17 protein-coding genes are annotated in these 14,171 nt (G+C 51.7%); 4 read left to right on the forward strand and 13 right to left on the reverse strand.

Annotation, left to right across the window (positions count from 1 at the left end; translation table 11 throughout):
- Positions 1-88: 88 nt before the first annotated feature.
- The 6 genes from B6A39_RS13270 to B6A39_RS13295 all read right to left on the reverse strand — a co-directional run bounded on the left by B6A39_RS13270 (position 89) and on the right by B6A39_RS13295 (position 5,149).
- Positions 89-787 (reverse strand): hypothetical protein, encoded by a 699-nt coding sequence (locus B6A39_RS13270; RefSeq protein ID WP_083006451.1) that lies wholly within the window; start codon positions 785-787, stop codon positions 89-91.
- A gap of 161 nt (positions 788-948) precedes the next feature.
- A complete protein-coding gene (locus B6A39_RS13275) occupies positions 949-1,323 on the reverse strand; it encodes a DUF427 domain-containing protein (protein WP_083006453.1) in 375 nt (124 codons plus the stop codon).
- 385 nt (positions 1,324-1,708) lie between these two features.
- Entirely contained in the window at positions 1,709-2,260 is a 552-nt protein-coding gene (locus B6A39_RS13280; RefSeq protein ID WP_083006454.1) for a hypothetical protein, read from the reverse strand.
- A gap of 28 nt (positions 2,261-2,288) precedes the next feature.
- Positions 2,289-2,624, reverse strand: a complete 336-nt coding sequence (locus tag B6A39_RS13285) for a zinc ribbon domain-containing protein YjdM (RefSeq protein ID WP_083007913.1) — start codon at positions 2,622-2,624, stop codon at positions 2,289-2,291.
- A gap of 161 nt (positions 2,625-2,785) precedes the next feature.
- Positions 2,786-4,399: an ABC-F family ATP-binding cassette domain-containing protein gene (locus tag B6A39_RS13290; RefSeq protein ID WP_083006456.1), complete on the reverse strand. Its 1,614-nt coding sequence runs from the start codon at positions 4,397-4,399 to the stop codon at positions 2,786-2,788.
- Between the two features lie 282 nt (positions 4,400-4,681).
- Positions 4,682-5,149 carry a GNAT family N-acetyltransferase gene (locus tag B6A39_RS13295; protein WP_083006457.1) on the reverse strand — a complete coding sequence of 156 codons (468 nt, stop codon included), beginning with the start codon at positions 5,147-5,149 and terminating at the stop codon, positions 4,682-4,684.
- A gap of 274 nt (positions 5,150-5,423) precedes the next feature.
- Here B6A39_RS13295 and B6A39_RS13300 point away from each other — a divergent pair, with 274 nt between their 5' ends.
- A complete protein-coding gene (locus tag B6A39_RS13300) occupies positions 5,424-6,392 on the forward strand; it encodes a zinc-binding metallopeptidase family protein (RefSeq protein ID WP_083006459.1) in 969 nt (322 codons plus the stop codon).
- Between the two features lie 66 nt (positions 6,393-6,458).
- Here the strand turns inward: B6A39_RS13300 and B6A39_RS13305 are convergent, their stop codons facing one another.
- Complete coding sequence (locus B6A39_RS13305) at positions 6,459-7,352, reverse strand: dihydrodipicolinate synthase family protein (protein ID WP_083006461.1); 894 nt, start codon at positions 7,350-7,352, stop codon at positions 6,459-6,461.
- A gap of 173 nt (positions 7,353-7,525) precedes the next feature.
- Here B6A39_RS13305 and B6A39_RS13310 point away from each other — a divergent pair, with 173 nt between their 5' ends.
- Together B6A39_RS13310 and B6A39_RS13315 are read left to right on the forward strand one after the other, a co-directional pair.
- Entirely contained in the window at positions 7,526-8,356 is an 831-nt protein-coding gene (locus B6A39_RS13310; protein WP_083006463.1) for a helix-turn-helix transcriptional regulator, read from the forward strand.
- A 42-nt stretch (positions 8,357-8,398) separates the two neighbouring features.
- A complete protein-coding gene (locus tag B6A39_RS13315; protein ID WP_083006465.1) occupies positions 8,399-9,031 on the forward strand; it encodes a LysE family translocator in 633 nt (210 codons plus the stop codon).
- Positions 9,032-9,090: 59 nt separating this feature from the next.
- Here the strand turns inward: B6A39_RS13315 and B6A39_RS13320 are convergent, their stop codons facing one another.
- The 6 genes from B6A39_RS13320 to trpB all read right to left on the reverse strand — a co-directional run bounded on the left by B6A39_RS13320 (position 9,091) and on the right by trpB (position 13,089).
- Positions 9,091-9,327: a helix-hairpin-helix domain-containing protein gene (locus B6A39_RS13320; RefSeq protein WP_083006466.1), complete on the reverse strand. Its 237-nt coding sequence runs from the start codon at positions 9,325-9,327 to the stop codon at positions 9,091-9,093.
- Positions 9,328-9,377: 50 nt separating this feature from the next.
- Positions 9,378-9,737, reverse strand: a complete 360-nt coding sequence (locus B6A39_RS13325) for a VOC family protein (RefSeq protein ID WP_083006468.1) — start codon at positions 9,735-9,737, stop codon at positions 9,378-9,380.
- A gap of 23 nt (positions 9,738-9,760) precedes the next feature.
- Positions 9,761-10,225 carry a YpsA SLOG family protein gene (locus B6A39_RS13330; RefSeq protein WP_083006469.1) on the reverse strand — a complete coding sequence of 155 codons (465 nt, stop codon included), beginning with the start codon at positions 10,223-10,225 and terminating at the stop codon, positions 9,761-9,763.
- 79 nt (positions 10,226-10,304) lie between these two features.
- Entirely contained in the window at positions 10,305-10,625 is a 321-nt protein-coding gene (locus B6A39_RS13335; RefSeq protein WP_083006471.1) for a hypothetical protein, read from the reverse strand.
- 386 nt (positions 10,626-11,011) lie between these two features.
- Positions 11,012-11,851 (reverse strand): tryptophan synthase subunit alpha, encoded by an 840-nt coding sequence (trpA, locus tag B6A39_RS13340; protein WP_083006473.1) that lies wholly within the window; start codon positions 11,849-11,851, stop codon positions 11,012-11,014.
- Positions 11,852-11,871: 20 nt separating this feature from the next.
- Positions 11,872-13,089 (reverse strand): tryptophan synthase subunit beta, encoded by a 1,218-nt coding sequence (gene trpB, locus B6A39_RS13345; RefSeq protein WP_009721614.1) that lies wholly within the window; start codon positions 13,087-13,089, stop codon positions 11,872-11,874.
- A 165-nt stretch (positions 13,090-13,254) separates the two neighbouring features.
- Here trpB and B6A39_RS13350 point away from each other — a divergent pair, with 165 nt between their 5' ends.
- The gene (locus tag B6A39_RS13350; protein WP_083006475.1) at positions 13,255-14,148 is read left to right on the forward strand and encodes a LysR family transcriptional regulator; all 894 of its coding nucleotides are present in this window, start codon (positions 13,255-13,257) and stop codon (positions 14,146-14,148) included.
- Positions 14,149-14,171 lie beyond the last annotated feature (23 nt).

The raw sequence follows: 14,171 nt of genomic DNA on the forward strand, positions 1-14,171 counted from the left end.
CAAACCAGCCCTTAACTCCCAAACAACTAGCGTACGTTTTTACGCATCCGACATCATATACGCATAGTTAATTCGGTAATTATATCTTTTATAGATCAAACTCTCTCAGTCTAGACTCTCTCAAATCTTTTGGTAAAAACTGCAGCCACTTTGACAATCCATAAACCTGTTCCCTAGTCAAACTACAGTGCATCTTTATTCCATTTTCTCCATTGAGCAAATCACTGACATATGAAACTCCACCAGCATTATCTTTAGCACCCAATGCTGCTATTGTTCTTTCTAAAATATATTGGTATGCATAACAGGTGGAAAGATTTTTTAGGGACAATCTCTTATTAGCTTTTGATGCTTTGTTTTCAATATTCAATATATGCGATACAGAACCCTCTGACAAATCATTATGCTCATTGTATTCACTATAATAATTCTTAAGCACATCGTACGACAAAGACTGGCCTTTAATCTTATAATCAGAAAGCTTTTCTTCCCTTAGAAGAATATAAGCCACTGCTTGAGACTTAGATAAATCATTTTTATTGCCACTTGATTCTGTGGTACTACCACCTTTTAAGTGCCCCTCGCGGCGAGCAATTAATGACTTAGTGAGGTCTGGTACTTGGCTTAAATCGTTGGCTCCGTGCATTTCGGCGCATTGTTTTCCACCAAAGTGTATATTTCCGTTCTTGTCTTTTAGGAAATACGCTTTCCCAGAAGAAAGTTTCTTACCTTTTGCACAATATGACTCGGTGTTTTCATCTATAAAATCCTTTTTCAATATATACATTTACAGACCATCTCCATTTCGGTATAACAGATATTAAACAGCGCGTTATATGATTGGATGAACGCACCAATAAGCTTGTCGAATAAATGCGGCCCATCCTTTCTAAAACAACCAACTGATTCACAATATAATTAATAAAAATTAAGCTAAATTTTCAGAATTCATGAATGCGCGGCATTTGCCATTTCAACAACACTGGGTAAAGAGTTAATTTTCCTTTCTCCATTCACTACCGCCACGCCTTCACCACTAAACACCACCCTACCCGCAATCGGCTGCTCATAACTCCAAGCAATATCCCAATGCTCACCCAGCGAGAAATACACTGTGTGCCCTTTAAACGGGCAATACGTGCTGGTTTCTGACACGGTGAGTAAGTCCATCCGCACGTCTTCACGTGGAAAGTAGTGGCGTGGCGGATAGCCGCGTTCGCGGAGTTCAAGCGTATTGATGGAGTCAGCGATTAGCGTGCCATCAACATGCGCCTGCACGCGTTGGCTAATAGGGTGAAGCTCAATGCGTGGGGGATTTGGCATTAGGTTGTTCCCTGCGGCGTTGTGCGCTCTAGTAAAATTAGCCTAACAGTTAATTTAGATTAAGCCCACCGAAGGGTAGTAGCACTTTAGGCTACGGATATGACCTGGATCAGGCTTGTGGGATGATTGGCTTACTACCTGCTCTGTATGTTGGTGCCTACTTCATCGTCGAAGTGTCGAACTAAAGCTAAAGCCCCCTTATACAACCGGGATCAATTTGGGTGGATAAGCATGTTTCGCGGGTGCCTCATTCGCTCGTTCCTCGCGAGATTCGTTACCGCACGCTACACGTTGCTTCCATTTTTGATAACGGCTCAGTTTACGTTGGGGCTCTATCATCGCGGCCTGAAATCGCTTCCTTCAATGCTACGTGTTGAGCGGGCCATTAACCGTTGAGGTTAATATCGATTCCTTTACGTTTCATGGCGGTGAGGAAGTCATACAGCGATTCGTTATCAAAGGCGTTCATGGCGAAATCGAGTTTGAAATAGTCGCCGTTGCTTAGCACAACCGTCAGCCGCGAGGCGGCTTTGCTTTTAGCGCCACCCTGCCCTGATGTTGGCTTTTGCATGGTATGGGTATGCGTGCCGATGTGTATTTTTTTAACGTCATTCACCGGCAGTTCATGTTCAATGGTTCGCCGCCCCGAAATGCCTTTCACAATGAGCTGATTGCCTCTCAGGGAAAACTGGTATGACGACAGCGCTGTCAGCAGCCACTTCACATAGATGTAAAACAAGCCACCCAGGAACAGCACTCCACTTGGTAGCCCGACTGTTTGCGCGACTGCTTGCTCCATGCCAAACAACTGCATTAGTAGCCATATAGCGAGCCCGACAAATAATGCGCCGTAGAGAATGAGCGCGACCAGCACCATGGGCAACCAGGAGTAAAATGACTTCACGATCTGTTCTTGCGTGTTGAGTCTGACGTCCATGATGGCCCTCTAGGCGAGTGAAGGTGATTCAGGCTTTTTTCACAAACTGGGCGGTGACCATCATGTCGCCAGCGCCATCGACCTTGCAGTCGAGCTGGTGGTCTTTGCCTTCCTTAAGCCGCTTGATAACGGCCTTAGTGCCAATCTTAAGCACGATTGAGCTGCCTTTGACCTTGAGGTCTTTGATTAGCGTTACCTTATCGCCTTCAACAAGCAGGGTGCCATTGGCATCTTTCACCGTGACGGTGTCTTCCGCTTCAACCTCGGAAGGGTTCCATTCGTGAGCGCATTCCGGGCAGATGAACAGGCTTTGATCCTGGTAGACGAATTCAGATTGGCAATTGGGGCAAGGTGGGCATGACATGGAAGGTGACTTCTGTGGTTGGGTTGGCTGCTTATGATACTGAGCCTCTGCAGCCTTGGCGAATGCATCCAGGCAGGTGCAGCCTGTTGATGGCTCAGTGCTTGAATCGTCGCGGGCTAAAGCCACCTCCTACGGGGCGTGTGGTAGGAGGTGCAGTACGATCAAACCGGCTCCAGGTGCCAGCCTTGTTCGGTTGCTAGCAGGCGATCTGTTAGCGCTAGGTTTTCCAGAAAGGCATCGTCGTGGGATACCACCACTAACGCGCCTTGGTAACTGCGCAGCATGGTTTCCAGTGCTTGTGCTGAAGGCAAATCAAGATGGTTATTCGGCTCGTCCAGTAGCAGTAGTTGCGGTGGGGAATCGGCATAGAGGATGCAGGCTAGCGCACCTTTCAGGCGCTCACCACCGCTTAGCAATCCGCTGGGTGTGGTGATTTTTTGCGCGCCTAGGCCTAGCTGGGCTAACCGCATGCGTAGGTCTCCTTCACTCGCGGTTCGGTTGGCCCGTTGCAGCTGTTCGAGTAGCGTCTTTGCTGGGTCTAGATTCCCCAGTTGCTGGTCGAGATAGGCGCTTTCGGGCGTTATGTTGTAGGTTCCTGATAAGGGCTCAATCTGGCCCGCCAGCACGCGGAGCAGCGTAGATTTACCACAGCCATTCGGCCCTATGATGCCTAGTCGCTGCTGCCCTTTCAGCATTAGATTAATGTGCCGAGTGGCTCCCATGACGAACGGTAGCTCAACCCTTTCTAATTCTGCTAAACAGCGCTTGGCGGCCTGGGTAACGGGTATTTCATGCAGGTTGATTTGTAGCTCGTTTTCAACCTGCTTTGCGGCGTCACGCACACGTTGATTTAGCTGCGCCTGACTAACTGCCTGCTTTTGGCGCAGCGCGCCCGCCGAGGTTTCGCTGCGCTCTTTCTGACGATCTAACAGAATCTTAGCCTGGTTGGCTTCCTTGCCCAGCCGATTGCCGCGCGCCTGTCGTTTCTCCTGACGTTCACGCTGCTTGCGCATCGCTCGCTCTTCGCGTTGGCGTTCGAGCTTTCTCTGGCTGAGCTGATCAAGGGCAGCCTGATGTTCATGCGCTTTCGCTTGGGCATAGAACGTATAGTTGCCGCCGTAGCTGTTCAGCCCTAAGGGGGAGAGTTCCACGATACGTTCCATGGCTTCCAGCAGTTGCCGATCATGGCTAACCACTATCAGCCCACGTGGCCAGCGCCGAAGATGTTCGATGAGTGCCAGCCGATGGGGTCGGTCGAGATGGTTACTTGGCTCATCAAGAATCAGGCAATCCGCGCCAGAGAGCATGGCGCCTATTAAGGCAACGCGCATGGCTTCGCCGCCGCTCAATGTGTTCGCTGGAGTGCTGGCCTCAAGATAGCCCAGGCTATTGCGTTCGAGTTCATGGCGAAATCGCTGGGGCATGTCCCAGCGATCATCAACTGCTTCAAAATCCTCAGGCACTGTGCTGCCAGCCTCAATGCGGGCTAGCGCATCCAGCGTTGTTCGAACATCGGCAAGATCAGCGACACAAGTGCCCTTCGGCTGCGCCACCTGCTGGGCAAGATAATGAACGCTGCCGGGGCGCTGACAATGGCCAGTGGTTGGCTGCAATAGGCCAGCAAGGATTTGGGCTAGGACTGTTTTGCCGACACCATTACGCCCCACCAACCCGGTTGGGCGGCTATCGAACCGCTCGTGAAGATCAGTGAAAAGCGTTCTGCCATCCGACAGAACGTAGGAAACACCTTTTAAGGTGAGATAGGTATTTGTCATATGTGATTCCAACGATGCCAAGAACTTTCTCTAGAGCCCTCCCAAGGACCATTTCAAGGACTATTTCTCAAGGACTATTCCAAGAACTATTCCAAGGACTATCCTTGCTGCTGGGGGGATGGAGACTGGCCGTTATAGCAACGGCGGCATCAATGGTTCATTGGACAAATACCTCTGCTAAACGTGGGAAGACTTAAACCATAATACAAATAACACTCGCTAGCTATGAGGTGTTAGGGAGATTTTCGCTCACCATTCCTTCGACAATATCGGCCCCCATTATCAGGTCAGATCCAACCCCAAAAATTGGGTTCCTGGGACAGGGTTATTCGTCACGGGTGGGTGTGGAACGAACCCATATGACTGGTATAACGCCAAGGCCGTTTCGAACTCAGGCAGCACATCAAGGCATATTTTCTTATACCCACTGCTGATGGCTTCCTGCAATATTCGCTCTACCAACCTAGCGCCCAACTTACTTCCACGAGCAGTTGGACGAACATAAACCCGCTTCATTTCGCAGGTATTATCGTTCACCTTGCGAAATGCAGCACACCCCACCGGTATCTTATTAATTGTTGCTAAAAATATCTTTGACTCATCCGAGCTATACTTTTCAGATAAGTTATTAAATTCTTCATCGTTACCTTGAAAAGCAAGGTCAACTGACGTGCTCGCTATATATTCTCGATACAAATCAAGTACAGCATTTAAGTCAGCGGGAAACGTTGCTCTTTCTACTTTATACACACCTTCCTCCTAGTTGCATGATGCGTAACGACAACCAATTCTGAATGGCGCACTTTTAAGCACTATTACAACGAGGCGATAACCGTTAATGATGAGTACGCTAACAGACATTAAACCACATAAAATTGCTAAGCTTTTGTGACTAGCTTCGCTCCCGCCATCTTCCTGAAAACTGATGAAAACGCCACTAGTTAGCTGTTGAAAGCAATCGCTATTGGCTTATCCCCGCCTCGGCTCCTAGACTGAAAGCTCATTTCTTTTGAGTTACCGACCTATGCGTGTGTTTTCTAATCCGGTCGGTGCCGGTTCACTCTGGTTTGATAATTTGGTGACCGCCGACGGCGTTCCTGTGGCTTACGACCCGCAAGCGCGCGCCTTTCTGCCAATGCCGCCCTTCTGTGCCAACCGCGAAGTGATCGGTTGCAACTGGATTGCCCCTAAGCAAGGTGAATTCTGCCGTGCCTGCGCAATGACTGCCCTTGCACCAGACCCTTCTATTGCTGATGCCATGCCCAACTGGGCACAAACGGAGGCGGCGAAGCGCTGGGTGATCGATAACCTTGGCCGTTGGAACTGGTTTCGCCCGGAAGACCCCGGAACACCGCCGATATTTCATATGCTGGCCGAAGGGGGAACGCCGGTGCCCATGGGGCATGTCGGTGGCGTGGTGACCATCAGTGTGGCGGAAGCGGATGCTGTGTTGCGCACGACCCGCAAAGAAGCGTTGGAAGAGCCTTACCGCACAATGATTGGCCATATGCGCCATGAAATCGCCCATATGCTGTGGTGGCGGCTGAGCTTACGGGATGACTTTCTTGATGAGTTTCGTGAGATGTTTGGCGATGAGCGGGAGGATTACCCAGCAGCGTTGCAGCACTATTACCACAATGGCCCACCTGCGGATTGGCGGCAGCGTTTTCTTTCCACCTATGCGTCCTCCCACCCCCATGAAGATTGGGCGGAAACCACTTCGCACCTGCTGCATCTGACCGATATCACCGATAGCTTTGTGTCAGCAGGTATGACCTCTCCTGCCTTGCCCAACACCTATGGCTGGGATGCTTACGCTGAACCGGATGCTGAGCGTTTGATCCATATTGCGGCATCATTAGTCGCCGGTGTTAACCATGTGAACCGCTCGATGGGGCTTTCGGATCTTTATCCGTTTGTGCTTTCCGACCCGGCAATGCGCAAGCTAGCCTTCGTGCATAATTGGCTGCGGCGCGGTGCTCAAGGGCTTTAAACCTGCACTTACAACAGGCCCTGGGGAAAGCAGCGCTTTAGCCAGGGCCTGTCATCCATAAATGCGTTAGCTTAGCTGCAAAGCGTCAATCACCGCCGCTACCCTTTTCCGTGCATCGCCCTGCAGCGTTTGTAACGGCTGGGGCAAACAAGGCTGGCTTACTTTTCCGGTAAGTTCTGCAATAGTAGCGACTACTCGCAGGCTGCCGCCGAAGTCCCGATAGAGTGCCCATAACGGTTCAAGCGCAGCGGAAAGCGCATGGGCATGTTGTTCGTCTCCCGCTTGGGCGGCACGGGTTAGCGCCAGCGCAGTGTCGGGGTATAACCCACCAATCACCGAGTACCAGGCATCGCAGCCAGCAAGTAGCCCTGTGGCAGCGGCTGGGTCGCCACTAATGCCAATTGTCACGTCGTTGGAAATCAATCCGCGCAGCCGTGCCACGCGCGCCTGTGCGGCGGCTATATCATTCTGCACTGGGGGAATTTTAATCGAACGAACCTGGGGCAGTTGGGCGATGCGTCCATGCAGTTCATCGCTAAATTCAAAGTGCGTAGTGCCAGGGTTGTCATAGACACATAGCGGCACGCTCAGCGAACGACAAACCGTCTCGAAAAGACCAAACACCTCATCCTCGGTCAGCTTTTGATAGGAAACCGGTGCCAGCAGCACACCGCTAGCGCCTGCTTGCTGCGCGCTTTCAGCATTGGCCAGCACATCCCGGGTGCGTAGCGCGCCTATGCCCACTACCACTGGTACGTCAGCGGCATGCTCAACGCATAGCTTGGCCACTCGGGCGCGTTCTTCACCACTTAAATAAGCATAGCTGCCCGTCGACCCCAGCACGCCGATAGAATCCACCCGCGCCTCCACCAAGCGTTCCACTAAACGAGTAAACTCATGCTCATGAATGCCCTGCTCGTTCATGGGGGTTAGCGGAAATGCGCTCAGGCCGGTGAACATGGTGAATGATCCTTTTAAGAGGGTAGATAAGAAGCTTTTAACATACGTGATGCTGCTTGCTGAGGCTAGAGAGTCTCTCAAGGTTAATCAGAGGTTTCTTAGCAATTATGTACAAGCATTTGATATCCAGGAGCACATAAGCTAGGTGGTGTGACTCATCAGGAGGGTTTGGCATGGCGAATGCAAGCCGGTTTCAATTCATCAAAAGTCAGCATGTGCCAACACTAACGGTGCTTCAGGCAGCGATTAAAGACTTCAGCTATGACCGTCACGCCCATGAGGAATTTGCTTTCGGCGTAACGCTATCTGGGCGTCAGGATTTTTTTAGCGGCGGGCAGTTCCACAAAAGCCCGCCGGGCAATGTGATTCTGTTCAATCCTGAGGAGGTTCACGATGGCCAACCGGGCGGTAAGCACGCACTGGACTACCTGATGGTTTATGCTCACCCGGACCAGGTCAAGCCGCTGTTCGCTGATGCGCTTGGACGTGAACATGCCACGGATTTTCGTTCCAACCAAACGCTGATTCAGGATGCTCAACTGCGTCACGCCATTTTGGAACTGGCGCGCTTGGTCACCTCCCAAACAGGTAGCTGCATTGATCAGGAAAATGCGCTTTATCGGGTTATCGAGAGAACCGTTCAACTCGGCGGCATTTCACAGCCCAGCCCCGTCACAAATCGTCCTGACACCCTGCTACGTCTGGCTAAGGAGTATATCCATGCTCACCTAGAAAGCGATATGTCGCTTGATGATATTTGCCAGGCAGCGCATTTATCCAAGTACCACTTCTTGCGCTTGTTTCGCCAGCATTACGGTATTACACCCCATCAGTACGTGATTAACTGTCGAATCAATGCGGCCCGTACTGCACTAGACATCGGCGCCCCGCTTAATGAAGTGGCACTACGCTTTGGCTTTGCCGATCTTAGCCATTTTAATCGGCGTTTTAAGCGCATTTATGGCATGACTCCCCACCAGTACCAACGCGATATCGCGCGTTAATCCTCAGTTTAAGAACTGCCATTAAACAAACGAGGCCTTACCATGCTAGGAATCGTCGCCTATGCCCTGGGCGCTATGTATACGCCTGGGCCTGTGAATCTGCTGGGCTTAAACGTTGGCATCAATGGTCAAGCCAAAAAATCGCTCGGTTTTTGTCTGGGAGTAGGCACCGCGATGTTTGCTTACTTATTACTGTTGGGCTGGGCAGGCGCCGCTTGGATCGACGATGAGGCACTGATCGTCGTGAGCGCGTTGGGGTGTAGCTATATTGTTTATCTCGCAATAAAAATTGCCTGTTCAAGCGCTGATTTAAGTAGCGACTTAAACACCCAGTTAAACAACCATGACCACACCGCACATCTGCTGCGTTTTCGCGATGGGTTGGTGATGCAACTGCTTAACCCAAAAGCCATTATTGCCACCCTACCCCTTGCCACACTGCAATTTCCTGCGGCAGGTATTGAGGGGATTAGCTTGGTGGTTTGGGCATTCGGGCTGGCAATATTAGCCGCTGGCGCACCCGGCAGTTATGTCTTGATGGGCAGTTTGGTTGGCCAGCGCATTCAAAGCGCAGGGATCATTAAGAGCTTCAACTGGGTAATGGCGGGGCTGCTGGTCGCCGTGGCGTTATCGATTGGCTATGAGCATGTTTGGCTGCCGCTTAACGCTAGCTAGCCTGATGACACAGGTAGCGAGCATTCTAACCATTGATTGCTCGCTACATTTGCGGTGTGTCACGCACCTTCTTGCGCCCTGGCAATAGCGGCAGAAATAGCAGACGTTGCCTGCGGGCTGTTTTTCCAGCAGGTGGTGTGCAGCATGGCGGCCACCATTTCCGCTATCTCATCAACTTGGCGGGCGGCCAGCTCAGCAAATGAGTCGATACCAACCTCTTCAAAACGCTTAATGACAGTGGGACCAACGCCTTTCACACTTAAAAGTGCATCTCTTTCTGCATCAGTAAAGGCCACTTATATCATCCTCTTGAATCTGTTTTAAAAGGGGAAGCGATAGTAGCACCTTATGTGAGCACCTCTGACCAAACCGCAAACTCATTGCCACTGGGTTCTAGGAAGTGAAAGCGAAAGCCGCCTGGGAATTCGAAAATAGGCTGAATGACGTCACCACCGTTTTTCTCTACCTTAGCAAGTGTTGCGTTAATATCTGCGCTGTAAAACACTAACAATGCGCCGCCATTAGCGGTTCGGCTGCAAGCATCTGAATGATAAAAGCCGCCATCTAACCCCTGGTTGGAAAATGCACTGTATTCAGGGCCGTAATCAACGAACTCCCAGCCAAACACCACCGTGAAAAACGCTTTTGTCGCCGCTAAATCTTTCGCTGCAAATTCGACGTAATTAAGTTTTTCATGCGTGTGCATTGGCTTGTTCCTTTAAGCTTAGTCTAGCGTGATTGTTTAATAACCAGCTCAACCGCTTGCTTAACGTACGCATACATTACTGGGCAAGTACTGGCTCTGGGGCCTGCCACGTTTAAGACGCTAATGTTGCGGTCATGCACAAAGTCGGCAAGCAGCATCGCCGCGTGCAGTGGGTCTATCAGCTCAACATCAATTAGTTTGTAGGGTTTTGATTGCTGAATACAGAAAAGTGCAGTGGCTTCTGTTCCCCCTTGAAGATAAGACGCATAGAAGATGGCGGTGCCATCCGCGTTCTGTACATTTTGATGGTTGCGCTGACGGTAATCACCGCTCACTTCTTCGAGGGTATAGATACTGCTCATTGGCCCATCTTCGGCCATTCTGCCCACTGGGCAAGTTCCACCAATGGGAAAATCTAATGTTAAGGCAGCATCAAGAGCCGCCCTATCAGCGCCTGTTTGGCCGCCACTCATAATTTTGGAAAGCATAAATTAGCCACGTGTCTCTGATCGAGCGGCAAACGCGTTTGCCACGCGGTGTTGTAAGTGAAAACGGACGTTGTAAAACCTACTGCCCGAAGCCTATCCCCAAGCTCAGTGCTTGAAGACCATCGAACTCAACGCTAACGTCGTCTGAAAACACCGGGTGCCCTTGCACCACCATGTTCACGGCTGCCTGAGAACCGCGGTAAGTAACGGTTACTGTCAGTTCTGCAGAGGTGTTAATCGGCGCGAATAGACCATATTCAACGTTATCAACACTTACCGAAGACAGACCGCGATCATCCAATTGCTGCTGCACTTCTTGTTTTACGGCGACTCCGTAATAGATATAGATGCCCACGTAGCCAATTGCCAGTAGTACAACCAATGAAAAGAGCTTTCCCATTATTATCCCTCGGGGTGATGAAATCCTTATGGTTGCGGCCTTCGGCCAGCAATCGCGAGCGCTGATAATGCCTGCCGTAGTATGTAGCTACAAGCACTGAAAAATGAACATTATTTACAAACTAGAGAGTAGGGCTCTAATGGAGAGGTGTCGGGAATGGGTGGCATGTTGTTCACGGCGAACATTTCGCTACCGTCATCCGAGACTACGGTAACGATCGGCACGAGGCACCAGAGGATTTTTGCTGTGTTCATTCCTCATCGTTGGACATGAACTAAAATGGTCGCCTCCTAGGCTGGTAGCAAGACGCGAAAAAGAGCAGGCGCTGTTAGCCTGCTCTCTTAACGTATCGTTCTTTTTACTCTGCTTCTATAAACCGGCTTCTATCAACAGGCTTGTGGCTCGCTCGCTGTTCGGCATGCCCTAACGCTTTCAGCCAACTCACTGACTAAGCTATGCACCCGCTTGACGGCTTCGTCAGGCGTATTGGCATGTTCAATACAGTCAACAAGGGCAGAGCCGACCACCACTGCATCGCTAAAGCGGCCAATGGTCGCGGCTTGCTCGGCGGTGCGAATGCCAAAGCCGACAGCAATCGGCAGTTCGGTGTGTTCACGTAGTTGGGCTACCGAGCGCTCTAACCGTTCTGGTGTAGGGGCACTGCCGCCGGTAACCCCCGCTACGGATACGTAATAGATAAATCCAGAGGCGTTACTCAATACGTTGGGCAGACGTTTAGCATCCGTGGTCGGGGTCGCTAGGCGAATAAAATCAATGCCATGTTGAGCCGCTGGCTGGCAGAGTTCTTCGTCATGCTCGGGGGGTAAATCCACCACAATCAGGCCATCGACCCCTGCACTGGCAGCATCAACAAGAAAACGCTCAACGCCATAGCAGTAGATAGGGTTGTAGTAGCCCATCAGCACGATTGGTGTGGTGCTGTTCTGTTCGCGGAAACGGCGCACCATGTCCAACGTTTTAACTTGGGTTTGGCCGCCTTCAAGTGCACGCAGCGCGGCTTTTTGAATGGCAGGCCCATCGGCCATGGGATCACTGAACGGCATGCCAAGTTCGATGATATCCACCCCGGCTTCTGGTAGCCCATGCAGTAGGCGGCGAGAAGTCTCAGCATCCGGGTCCCCTGCCGTCAGGTAGCTGACCAGTGCTGGGCGATTTTGCTGTTTGAGCGCCGCAAAGCAGTGCTCAAGGCGAGACGTGTTATTCATAGCAGGCTCCTTGTGCGCACTCATAGGTTTTTAACGCCGAATTTGTCGCCCAGGTGATGGGCCACGCTCATCATGTCCTTATCGCCACGACCGCTTAGATTGACCACCATTAAGTGGTCGCGTGGCAACGTAGGTGCTCGCTTGGCGACTTCAGCCAGGGCGTGGGCGGTTTCAAGAGCAGGAATAATGCCTTCTTGGCGGCAGCATATCTGGAAGGCTTCCAGCGCTTCGTCGTCGGTGGCGGAAACGTACTCTACCCGCCCCTGCTCATGAAGCCATGCATGTTCTGGACCGATGCCGGGGTAATCCAGCCCAGCTGAAATTGAGTGGGCATCGATAATTTGGCCATCCTCGTTTTGCAGCAGGTAGGTGCGATTACCATGCAGAACGCCTGGCGTGCCGCCGTTCAAGCTGGCCGCATGCAGGCCACTTTTAACCCCCTTCCCGCCTGCCTCTACACCTATCATCTTGACGTCTGGATCGTTGATGAAGGGATAGAACAGCCCCATTGCATTAGAACCGCCGCCGACACAAGCGACCAGTGAATCCGGCAAGCGGCCCTGCTTTTCGAGCATTTGACTGCGGGTTTCATGACCAATCACGGCTTGGAAGTCTCGCACCATGGCAGGGTATGGATGCGGCCCAGCCACGGTACCGATAATATAGAAAGTGTCATCGACGTTGGTCACCCAGTCGCGCAGCGCTTCATTCATGGCATCTTTGAGGGTACCTGTGCCTGAAGTGACCGGCACGATTTCCGCACCCAACAATTTCATGCGAAAAACGTTGGGCTGCTGGCGTTCGATGTCGGTTGCGCCCATATAGATGACACAAGGCAAGCCAAAACGCGCTGCTACCGTGGCGGTGGCCACCCCATGCATACCTGCGCCGGTTTCGGCAATGATGCGCTTTTTGCCCATCTGCTTGGCGAGCAGTACTTGGCCGATGCAGTTGTTGATCTTGTGCGCGCCTGTGTGGTTAAGCTCTTCGCGCTTGAGATAAATACTCGCCCCGCCGAAATGCTCGGTCAGACGTTCTGCGAAATAAAGTGGGCTCGGCCGCCCCACGTAATCCCCTTGAAAATAGGCGAGCTGGCGCTGGAATTCGGGGTCATTTTTAGCGGCGGCATATTCATCTTGCAGCTCTAAAATGAGCGGCATGAGCGTTTCAGCGACAAAGCGGCCGCCGAAGCTGCCAAATAGTCCGTTGGCATCGGGCAGATTCACGAATTGGTTCATCACGACCTCTAAGTGCAATATGAGAATTGAGAATGCATTGAAGGTAGCGCAGGCAGGCGGGGATAAAAATCGATAAGATGTCATCAATAGGTGAGTTTTAATCAACTGTTAAAGCAGGTCTATTACACAGGCCTGTCACGACAGGTCTATCACATAGGACAAGCCATGCAGAACAGCATGCCGCCGCTTAGCGCCCTGCGCGCTTTTGAAGCCACAGCCCGATTGGGCAGCGTGACTGCCGCCGCTGATGAGCTAAACGTCACTCATGGCGCGGTTAGCCGCCAGTTAAAAAGTCTGGATGAACATTTTGGTGTGGCGCTGTTTGCCAAAGCGGGGCGTGGTCTGATGCTTACTCATCACGGCGTGCAGCTGCAGAGCGGCGTGGGCGAGGCGTTCTCACGACTGCGCGATAGTTGCGCAGCACTCAAGCATGAGATAGAAGAAACGCCCTTTACCCTGGCCTGCCCTGGCAGCCTGCTAGCGCGTTGGTTGATTCCTCGACTGGATCGTCTTCACCGTGAACTACCCGAACTAAAACTGCAGGTGGTGGTGAGTGACACCGAACAACCCGGTACGTCTTCTGATGCCAGCGCTACCCTGGCATTTACGGAGCCGCCTTGGCCTGCCGATATAGAAGTTATACCACTGATGTCTGAGCAGATTTGTGCCGTGGCGAGCCCAGTGCTGGCAGCACACATCGACCCAGCCAAGCCAGAATCGTTATTTGCCAACAAGCTGTTAGTGACCGCTTCGCGTCCACAGGCGTGGCCACAGTGGGCGAGCGCGAAAGGTCTGGAACAACGCGCCTTAGAGGTGGCTCTTCAGCAGGGCCAAGGGTTTGGCCATCTTTATTATCTGATTGAAGCAGCCGTGGCCGGTTTGGGTGTCGCCATTGCACCCAAACTATTGGTAGAGGATGATTTGAGCAGCGGGCGGCTAATAGCTCCGTGGGGATGTATCGAAACGCCCGCACGACTCTGTCTGTTGCTACCTAAACACGCCAACAGTCGCCGCAGCGAGCCGCTGGCGGAGTGGTTTAAGCAGGCGCTTAACGATTGAGTTATATCAAGTATTTATTACGC

This window comes from Halomonas sp. GT (assembly GCF_002082565.1).
GTDB lineage: Bacteria > Pseudomonadota > Gammaproteobacteria > Pseudomonadales > Halomonadaceae > Vreelandella.

Bases quoted from the DNA above. Each gene is read 5' to 3' on its own strand.
- B6A39_RS13290 (WP_083006456.1), bottom strand. From the start codon at position 4,399: ATGACAAATACCTATCTCACCTTAAAAGGTGTTTCCTACGTTCTGTCG.
- B6A39_RS13275 (WP_083006453.1), bottom strand. From the start codon at position 1,323: ATGCCAAATCCCCCACGCATTGAGCTTCACCCTATTAGCCAACGCGTG.
- B6A39_RS13310 (WP_083006463.1), top strand. From the start codon at position 7,526: ATGGCGAATGCAAGCCGGTTTCAATTCATCAAAAGTCAGCATGTGCCA.
- trpB (WP_009721614.1), bottom strand. From the start codon at position 13,089: ATGAACCAATTCGTGAATCTGCCCGATGCCAACGGACTATTTGGCAGC.
- B6A39_RS13270 (WP_083006451.1), bottom strand. From the start codon at position 787: ATGTATATATTGAAAAAGGATTTTATAGATGAAAACACCGAGTCATAT.
- B6A39_RS13315 (WP_083006465.1), top strand. From the start codon at position 8,399: ATGCTAGGAATCGTCGCCTATGCCCTGGGCGCTATGTATACGCCTGGG.
- trpA (WP_083006473.1), bottom strand. From the start codon at position 11,851: ATGAATAACACGTCTCGCCTTGAGCACTGCTTTGCGGCGCTCAAACAG.
- B6A39_RS13280 (WP_083006454.1), bottom strand. From the start codon at position 2,260: ATGGACGTCAGACTCAACACGCAAGAACAGATCGTGAAGTCATTTTAC.
- B6A39_RS13305 (WP_083006461.1), bottom strand. From the start codon at position 7,352: ATGTTCACCGGCCTGAGCGCATTTCCGCTAACCCCCATGAACGAGCAG.
- B6A39_RS13335 (WP_083006471.1), bottom strand. From the start codon at position 10,625: ATGGGAAAGCTCTTTTCATTGGTTGTACTACTGGCAATTGGCTACGTG.
- B6A39_RS13330 (WP_083006469.1), bottom strand. From the start codon at position 10,225: ATGCTTTCCAAAATTATGAGTGGCGGCCAAACAGGCGCTGATAGGGCG.
- B6A39_RS13325 (WP_083006468.1), bottom strand. From the start codon at position 9,737: ATGCACACGCATGAAAAACTTAATTACGTCGAATTTGCAGCGAAAGAT.
- B6A39_RS13350 (WP_083006475.1), top strand. From the start codon at position 13,255: ATGCAGAACAGCATGCCGCCGCTTAGCGCCCTGCGCGCTTTTGAAGCC.
- B6A39_RS13285 (WP_083007913.1), bottom strand. From the start codon at position 2,624: ATGTCATGCCCACCTTGCCCCAATTGCCAATCTGAATTCGTCTACCAG.
- B6A39_RS13300 (WP_083006459.1), top strand. From the start codon at position 5,424: ATGCGTGTGTTTTCTAATCCGGTCGGTGCCGGTTCACTCTGGTTTGAT.